At 37.7% G+C, this 8,158-nt stretch carries 6 protein-coding genes and 1 pseudogene; 1 reads left to right on the top strand and 6 read right to left on the bottom strand.

Annotated elements, in window-relative coordinates:
- Positions 1-275: pseudogene (locus Sarmat_RS05235) on the top strand (hypothetical protein); the annotation flags it as partial.
- A gap of 313 nt (positions 276-588) precedes the next feature.
- On the opposite strand, the gene Sarmat_RS05230 reads toward Sarmat_RS05235, so the two are convergent.
- The 6 genes from Sarmat_RS05230 to Sarmat_RS05205 form a co-directional block, all read right to left on the bottom strand.
- The gene (locus Sarmat_RS05230; RefSeq protein WP_202149749.1) at positions 589-2,214 is read right to left on the bottom strand and encodes a UDP-N-acetylmuramoyl-tripeptide--D-alanyl-D-alanine ligase; all 1,626 of its coding nucleotides are present in this window, start codon (positions 2,212-2,214) and stop codon (positions 589-591) included.
- A gap of 26 nt (positions 2,215-2,240) precedes the next feature.
- On the bottom strand, positions 2,241-4,121 hold the full coding sequence (gene uvrC, locus Sarmat_RS05225; RefSeq protein WP_202149748.1) for an excinuclease ABC subunit UvrC: 1,881 nt from the start codon (positions 4,119-4,121) through the stop codon (positions 2,241-2,243).
- Positions 4,096-5,511, bottom strand: coding sequence for a UDP-N-acetylmuramate--L-alanine ligase (gene murC, locus Sarmat_RS05220; RefSeq protein WP_202149747.1), 1,416 nt, complete (start codon positions 5,509-5,511; stop codon positions 4,096-4,098). The genes uvrC and murC overlap by 26 nt, the downstream gene beginning before the upstream one ends.
- A 44-nt stretch (positions 5,512-5,555) precedes the next feature.
- Positions 5,556-6,854 (bottom strand): outer membrane protein assembly factor BamB family protein, encoded by a 1,299-nt coding sequence (locus tag Sarmat_RS05215; protein WP_202149746.1) that lies wholly within the window; start codon positions 6,852-6,854, stop codon positions 5,556-5,558.
- A gap of 429 nt (positions 6,855-7,283) precedes the next feature.
- The gene (locus Sarmat_RS05210) at positions 7,284-7,790 is read right to left on the bottom strand and encodes a hypothetical protein (RefSeq protein WP_202149745.1); all 507 of its coding nucleotides are present in this window, start codon (positions 7,788-7,790) and stop codon (positions 7,284-7,286) included.
- Positions 7,777-7,914 carry a hypothetical protein gene (locus tag Sarmat_RS05205; RefSeq protein ID WP_202149744.1) on the bottom strand — a complete coding sequence of 46 codons (138 nt, stop codon included), beginning with the start codon at positions 7,912-7,914 and terminating at the stop codon, positions 7,777-7,779. Before Sarmat_RS05205 ends, Sarmat_RS05210 begins: the two co-directional genes overlap by 14 nt.
- Positions 7,915-8,158 lie beyond the last annotated feature (244 nt).

Genomic DNA, 8,158 nt, shown 5'->3' with positions numbered 1-8,158 from the left:
GAGCTACATATGCTGACAAAGGTTATTGCGTTGCTCCCGCCAGGATAGCAGCGGCTCGTAAGGGAGTTCATCTATGTGCTATTAAGAAAAACAATATGAAGGAAAAGAATTTTGATCTCGACCGCTATTATACTTACATTAGATCTCCTTTCGAAAGGGTGTTTGCTCAGGATAATAAACGACTGCGATATGTAGGAATAGCAAAAAATCAATTTGCTGAATTTATGAATGCAATCTGTTTTAATTTAAAGCGTTTAACCGTCCTTGCTGCATAAAACAGGTAAAAATACATCTATTTAGGCTTATAACAAAACTAAAACAGCTAAAAATGAGATTAATTTCTGATTTGACTAAAAAACTATGCAGTTTTTAATAGCAAAATCCTTATAAAATCACTCAAACAAAAATTTTAACTACAAAATACAAAATTTTCTAAAATCTCATCTTACAACGGTCCCTTTTTCTATTAATTCCCACTCTTTATCACTAGTGTCGCTACTATATTTTTTTGACATCTTTTCTCTTTTTTTGACGCCTATTATAGCAATTCTTCTTTATATTTCAATATTTTACGTGACTGGTTCTTAATTAATTTATTGTAGAGCGTAAAACATCTAGTATCCTTTCAAATTTAAAAGATCTAGAGGCTTTCAGTAATACCACTGCATCTTGCGTTATAATACTCAGTAACAGCTCGCTCACTCTCGTCTCCCACCCATCGCTATAGCATGCTTCGCCAAGTTTATGCGTGCTTGTGTCTGACGTCGAGAAAAAGTACAGATGCTGAAGTAGTGTATAATTTTTTAATTGTTCATACAGATCATACCAATCATCCCCAATCAATATTAGAGCAGAAAGATTAGCGTTTACAATCTCTTCTCTCAAGGCCACGTGCATCTCTTTACTTCGCTCGCCAAGTTCTAGCATTTGGCCAAGCACGGCAATTTTATTTTTATTCGAGAAGTCTGCTAGATATTGTAACGCACATTTGGTCGCGGTGGGGCTTGCATTATAGCAATCGGCGATAATAGAGTACTTTATATCGCAAAACGTAGCGCTGCATAGCTCAAAACGCAAATTACTTGAGTGGAAGAGGGTGAGAGACTCGCAGAATCTATTGATGTCAAGGTTCAATACTTTTGCTAAAATAAGAAGAGCTACCCAGTTTTGAGCAAAATGTTTTGGTAGTTTATCTCTTACGAAACTAACTGTTTGACCCAATATATTAAAGGTAAGCTTCACTCGCGCCCCATCATTAGTTGCACCAGTCTCCCGCAGTGCTTCATATCCAATTAATTCACCGTGTTCTTGGCTAGATCCAAAGGAGTAGATCCGCTCTACGGCGCATGCCTTTGCTTTATGCAAAAGGGTGGAGTATTCGTTTTCTGCATTTATAATTGCTATGTTTGGATGTGCGCAAAAAATTTCCGCTTTCGCGCTAGCAATGCCACGTAAGTCTTGGAAAAATGCCAAGTGAACATGAGCGATATTGGTAATTATTACTATATTTGGCTGTAGTAACTTTGATAGTTGCGCTATTTCTCCGCTACAGTTCATACCAAGCTCAAACACCATGTATTTCGCGTTTTCGTTCAGCGATGCTAGGTTTATCAAGAGCCCTAAATAATTATTAAAATTTTTGTAAGATACAAAAGTTGAGTCATCTATCGCGCTCAAGCACTGTCCTAGAGCCTCCTTAGTACTGGTTTTGCCAAGGCTACCGGTGATTGCAATGATGCATGTGGTGCTTGGTACTTTGGATCTCTTATATATAGCTAGGCTTTGCAGCGCCTCTTGAGCATCATTAACCAACACTATGCATTTGTTAGTATGCGATAGAACTAGACTATCAAAAACCTGCTCGTTGCTGATAATTAGGCAGCTAGCGCCTCTTGAAATAGCGTCATCTACATATAAATGCCCATCTCCATTACCACCACTTATAGCTATAAAAATGTCATTATTTTGAATGAGTTTGGAGTTGAAGCGTATAACGTTGTGCTTCTCGCTGTTGGTAGCATGAGCTTTAATAGACTCTACTCCTAATGGCAACTGTGGCTGTGTTGCTGGCTCGAAATTCTCATGTACCTCATGTACGCTGCGGCTCTGCGCTTCGTATGCTTCTGGCATTTGCTCATCATGAGCGGGCTTCGGAAAGAATCTAACAAGCAGCTCATCTAGTGCGGTAAGTATCTCTTCTGTTGTCCAGCTCATAATTTATATTCCCTCTATATCCATTGCTACTCCATCATACTTTTACGTATTTTCACTAACTCTTGAGCAATATCATCGCTAATGCCTGGCACCATACGAATTTGTTCTGCACTAGCCTGCATTACAGCCTCCACAGATCCCAGGTATGTTAGTAATTTTTTCTTTCTTGCTGGGCCAATACCATGCATATTGTCTAGTATTGAATGAGAAAGAGCCTTACTCCTCCTTCTTTTATGCACATTCAGCGCAAATCTATGAGCCTCGTCCCGCGCGATTTGTAGGTATTTCATAAGAGAAGAGTCATTATCTAGTGTAAAAGGGCCGTTGTGAGTATAAAAGGATTCTCCGCCTTTATTACGATATTCACCTTTGGCGATGGTTATAACGGCTATTCTGTCGTCTAAATTATATTGTTTGAGTAGATTATGCGCTATATTAAAATGCCCCACCCCCCCATCTATTAACATGACGTCTGGTATATCTTGTATAAATTTTTCATGGCCTTGTCTTGATTGATTCTCGTAACCTTCACACAATTTTGATAATCTTTTTGTTAGTGCATGAGACAGCATGTAATAGTCGTCTGGTATTTGTTTTGGGTGAGTTACGTTGAACTTGCGATATTCCCTTTTATCAAACCCATCAGAGGTGAGTACCACCATTACGCCTACAGCAAATGCTCCACTGATGTGGCTATTATCGTATACTTCTATCCTACGTATAGGTTTTAAGAGACCTAAAATTTTTTGCAACTCTAACAGATTACAAGAGTCTTGCACAGCTTTATCTAGAAACTTCTCTAATGCCGCATGAGCATTGTCTTCCACATTATTCATGATGGAGCGCAAGGAGTTGTTGTATGGATTTGTTATTTTCACTTTTTTGTTCTTTGTAGACAAAAATAAATTTTCAATTGCCGCCGCTTCCTGCACGTTAATATTAACTATAATCTCTTCCGGTATAGTATTATGTTGATAAAACGCTATGAAAAACTGCGTTATGCTTTCGGAATTGTCATTATCTATTAGTTCACATGCATAATCAGTAGAAGTATGATAAAAACGGTTACGATATGAAAAAACTTTTATAGCGCAGTATTTTTGCTTGAAAACGAAGGCGATGATGTCAACATCTGATTTTGAATGAGGAATAGTATTACCAGAAGCTTGAGAATAACTTAAGGCTCTAATTTTATTCCTGGCCTTCGCCGCTTCTTCAAAACGCATCTGCCTACTAAACTCTTCCATTTGGTTTAGTAGTTTTTCTTGTAGATAATTTTTGCCAGAAAGAAAATCTATAATTTGCTTGATATTATCTGCATATTGCTCTTGATCTACTTCTTTAACGCATGGGGCGCTACACAAACCTATTTGATATTGTAAACAAGGACGCTTTCTAGTAGAAAAGAAATAATCGCTACAAGTTCTGACTCGAAAATAATCGCATAGTTCTTTTATAGTATGCTCTACTTGTTTAATAGACACGAATGGACCGAAACATTTTGTATTTTTATTTAATGTTTGAAAATCTATTCTACCTTTATGCTTCTCTATTTTTGGATATTGATGGCTTAAGTCTATTGTAATATAACAAATACCCTTGCTATCCTTTAGCAGGATATTAAACTTAGGTTGAAGTTTTTTAATAAGCTGCGCCTCTAGTATCAATGCGCTGTCTGGACTATTGCATATTAAATATTCACATCGTCTGACGTTTTGTACCAAAAGCGCAGTTTTGCCGGTGAGGTCATGTTTAGTGTAGTAACCAATGCGTGTTCGTAAGTTATTTGCTTTTCCAACATAAATCACCTTTCCTTGGCCATCAAGCATCTGATAAACTCCAGGTGCTGTTGGAGCATGCAGTAGCTCTTGTTCTATATAACTACACATGAAATAATTGTTTAACAAAATTTGAGATATTACCGGCGCCCATCATAACAACTACATCTTGCTCTTCAACGTCGCTGGTTAATGCGAGCAATATATCTTCTTGAGTTAACGGTAGGTAGCGTGCAAGCCGAGTCTTATTAGCAGAGCAAGATCTTTGTATTTGATTAATTTCGTCTACTAGATGTTGCGCAGAGAAGCCATCTATCCGCTCCTCGCCTGCGCTGTATACATCTGTGATATACACAACGTCAGCATCTTGAAAAGATAGAGCGAAATGCTCAAACAAATCACGCAGTCTAGTATATCTATGAGGTTGAAAGACAGATAGCACTTTGCTCGATCTATTACGCGCAATCAGTTTTGCTGCTGCTAATGTTGCTTTAATCTCTTCTGGATGATGAGCATAGTCGTCAATCACATCAGCGCCTTGAAAGGAGGCTATTTTGGTAAAACGTCGCTGCACCCCATTAAAACTGCGTGCGCTTTCTACGAGAGATTTAACGCCAAAGTCCAGCTCTAATCCTATACTTATGGCAGCTAGATTGTTGAGTATGTTATGTTTACCTGGCACAGAGAGGGTTAGCGACTCTATTAAGATTCTATTACTATTTAAGTTCGCTACTACATCAAACACAGAGTGATAATCATAATATTTAATGTTCACAGCCCTTACCTGCGCTTGTTCGTTATCTATACCATAGGTAATAATTTTTCTCTCGTGCGTTTGTTGCACTAATGCGCTCACTCTTTCGTGATCTAAGCAGCAAACAGCAAAGCCATAGAATGGTAGGTTGGTGATGAAGGTTTTAAAGCTTGAGAGAAGATTATCAAAGCTATGATAAAAATCGAGATGTTCGGGGTCAATATTAGTGATAACTGCTATGCTAGCAGGGATTTTGATGAAAGTAGCATCGGATTCATCCGCCTCTACTATAAAATATTGGCTAGAGCCCAGATATGCATTTGCATCAGTATCATTCATTATACCACCAATGCACACAGTAGGGTTTAAATTATTATGCTTAAATAGATTAGCCACCATCGATGTAGTGGTAGTTTTTCCGTGTGAACCAGAAATGGCTATTGACGTTTTAAGTCGCATTAGTTCCGCGAGCATTTGTGAGCGACTAATGACCGGAATCTTGTTTGCTATAGCGTGAGCTACCTCTGGATTTTCTTTATTGACAGCACTAGATATTACGACGCAGGATGCGGTGGCTGCATTTTCGGGTTTATGAGAGATGAAAATTTTTATCCCCATATCTGCTAGACGCTTGGTATTAGAGTTTGCTGCAATATCAGAACCTTGCACTTTATAACCCAGGCCATGCATTAGTTTCGCAATGCCACTAATACCAATACCGCCTATACCAACGAAATGAATTATGCTATTTTGCGGTTGCCACATATTGTAGTTTTTATTTTCTTAAGGATTTTTCTTGGATAGTTTTTTTAGGAAGATAATTCTTTAGTAGTTTTATTAGATAATATTACGAGTTTATTACCATGAATAAAAATTAGACCTTTATTTTCATCCCATAAATATTGATGCGCTGGCTGATGCTTCACAACAGACACTAGCGCATTTGAATCGCTCTGAGAAGTATAAGGCTGAGTTAAATCCACTCTGTAAGTTTTATGACCGCCAAGCACAACCATGGATAGGCGTGAATCTGAAAGGTCTACAAGAGGTTGCAGCAAGAATTCTGGTGGAGTTTTAGACATTTTGTGTTGATGCACCAGGTTATAGACGCGCTTGATGTTGCCGTTGCTAGCATTTAAAACTGCTAATTGTTTTGCGTTATTTAAAGCAAATAAATTATTGCTGTTAATTTTGATTGCTTGTATACCGTCTACTTCTTTGCTCCAGACAATGCTAAAATCAGATAGTTTTAACTTTACTAGTTTTTTGTTATTAAGTGCCAGATATACAAAATCCCCATCTATTATCGGTTCGCAGGCAAAACTTGCGTCTAAGGACTGTATTACGCTATCTCCGTCGGCTTTAGATAAATTAATTACTTTTTCTGGTTGCCCGTTTTCTTTGTTAAATAATGCTATCTCACCGGAATTATAAAATACTAAAATGTTGGAGTTATATAGCACTGGTGCAGCGTGTATGTTTGAAGATAATGGTTGCGTTAACCCCTCTTGCATCCATAATATTTTTGATTGGCTCGCATCCAGCAAAGCGATTTTATTATTTACTGTACGTACAAACACCTTATTGGGCGCAACAACCAAGGGCGCGGATCTGATAACATCATCGAAATCTTTAGTAAACAACACCTTTCCGTTATCCGCATCTACTGTAAATAACGAGCGGGAGCCGTTTGTAACGTATAGTTTGTTTCCGTCTAGAGCAACGCCACCTCCAATATGTTTGTCATTGGCGTGAGAGATGAGATGTGAGGACCAGAGAATTTTTTTAGATAGTAAATTAAATGCAACGACGTTGAGTTTAGAGTCTACAGCATACAGTATGTTATTATGCACTAAAGGCTTAGCCTGTATTGGGGCTGGAGTGAGTTTAAAAGAGGAGCGTTGCTGATCTTTGCTAAAAAGATTGTATGAGTCTATCTCTTGTACTACTACATCTTCTTGATGCTGTACTTCTAGTGAGGTGGTGAGCTCCGCTATTGTTCTGGTTCGTTTGTTATTATCGCAGGCAGTGAGTGCACAGGGTAGTAGTAGGAGGTAGAGCAATGTGTTAGGTATGTTTTTTATTAATGCAGTGGTTATTTTATTCATTTTTTCGAAAGCAATGTTTGTTGAGGAACAAGTCTAATGTATTTTTATTATTTAAATTATTTAAAAATTATTTAAATTTTAATTATTGGATATTTTATTGGATATTTATATTGAATTGATGAATAGTAATAAAATTTTTAAGTTAACAGCCAAGACCAAACGCCCTCATCAATGAGGTTCAATGAGGGGCGTTTGATTTGGAAGTTGCTATCAACCGAAGAATTTACCACTTTTTACGATGATTGTAAAGGAATGGATGTGCGAGAAAGTTCTAAAAAGTTCTAAAAATCAGTTATATTCATCATCACTATGCATTTTGTTGAAGTGTTTGGGTGAATGGATCTTTCTGTTCTCGATCAGGCTTCTGCCAGGCGCTTGCGTAATTCAAAGCATTATACAAGGTCATTTTATCCGTTTGGGAGGATCGTGTCACCGTTTTAAATGCGCTTTTGAGATCATCATGTGCGCTGATTTTTTTAATATATCAATTAGATCCTTTTTAGTAGGCCACTCTAGGTCCTCTTTATCAGGATCAATAATGGCTAAATCGAAATATTTTCCACTATCAATTTGCTTTTGCATCCTTTCCATACCAAGTACTAGTAGTGCGGTGATCCCAGCCTTACTTTCCTTGTCTAAAAACCCAGTTTCTATCATCAATGGTGGTACGCCTAAGTAATAAAATGCTAGAGATTTTAGCACTGTTGTGAAGGTTCTTCCATTATGATCGTTAAGAATATGACCTTCGCTTATAAGATTCGTAAAATTTTCGATTGTAGAGAGTGTTGAGTATGTTAATGTTTTTTCTAAATAATATTCAGGCTCCGCTTCTCCTTTCGGCTCTGGCCAACCGCTTCCTTCGTATAGACATTGATCTGCCGCATGGAAGGCGCGGGCTATCGGTAGTATTACTTCTAAACTTCTAGCTTTTTCCATTAGACCTCTTTCCTAACTCTACTCCTGATGGCAACTGTGGCGACGCTGTCGATGCGCAAGTCCTCACGCACTTCATGTACGCTGCGGCTATGTGCTTCGTATACTCCTCGCATTTGCTCATCATGAGTGAGTTTCGAAAGAGGGACCGTTGTAAGATGAGATTTTAGAAAATTTTGTAGTTAAAATTTTTGTTTGAGTGATTTTATAAGGAGTTTGAGTGATTTTATAAGGATTTTGCTATTAAAAACTGCATAGTTTTTTAGTCAAATCAGAAATTAATCTCATTTTTAGCTGTTTTAGTTTTGTTATAAGCCTAAATAGATGTATTTTTACCTGTTTTATGCAGCAAGGACGGTTAAACGCTTTAA

Source organism: Candidatus Sarmatiella mevalonica, from assembly GCF_016751895.1.
Lineage (GTDB): Bacteria > Pseudomonadota > Alphaproteobacteria > Rickettsiales > Rickettsiaceae > Sarmatiella > Sarmatiella mevalonica.
This window is presented reverse-complemented; position numbering and strand designations above follow the sequence as displayed.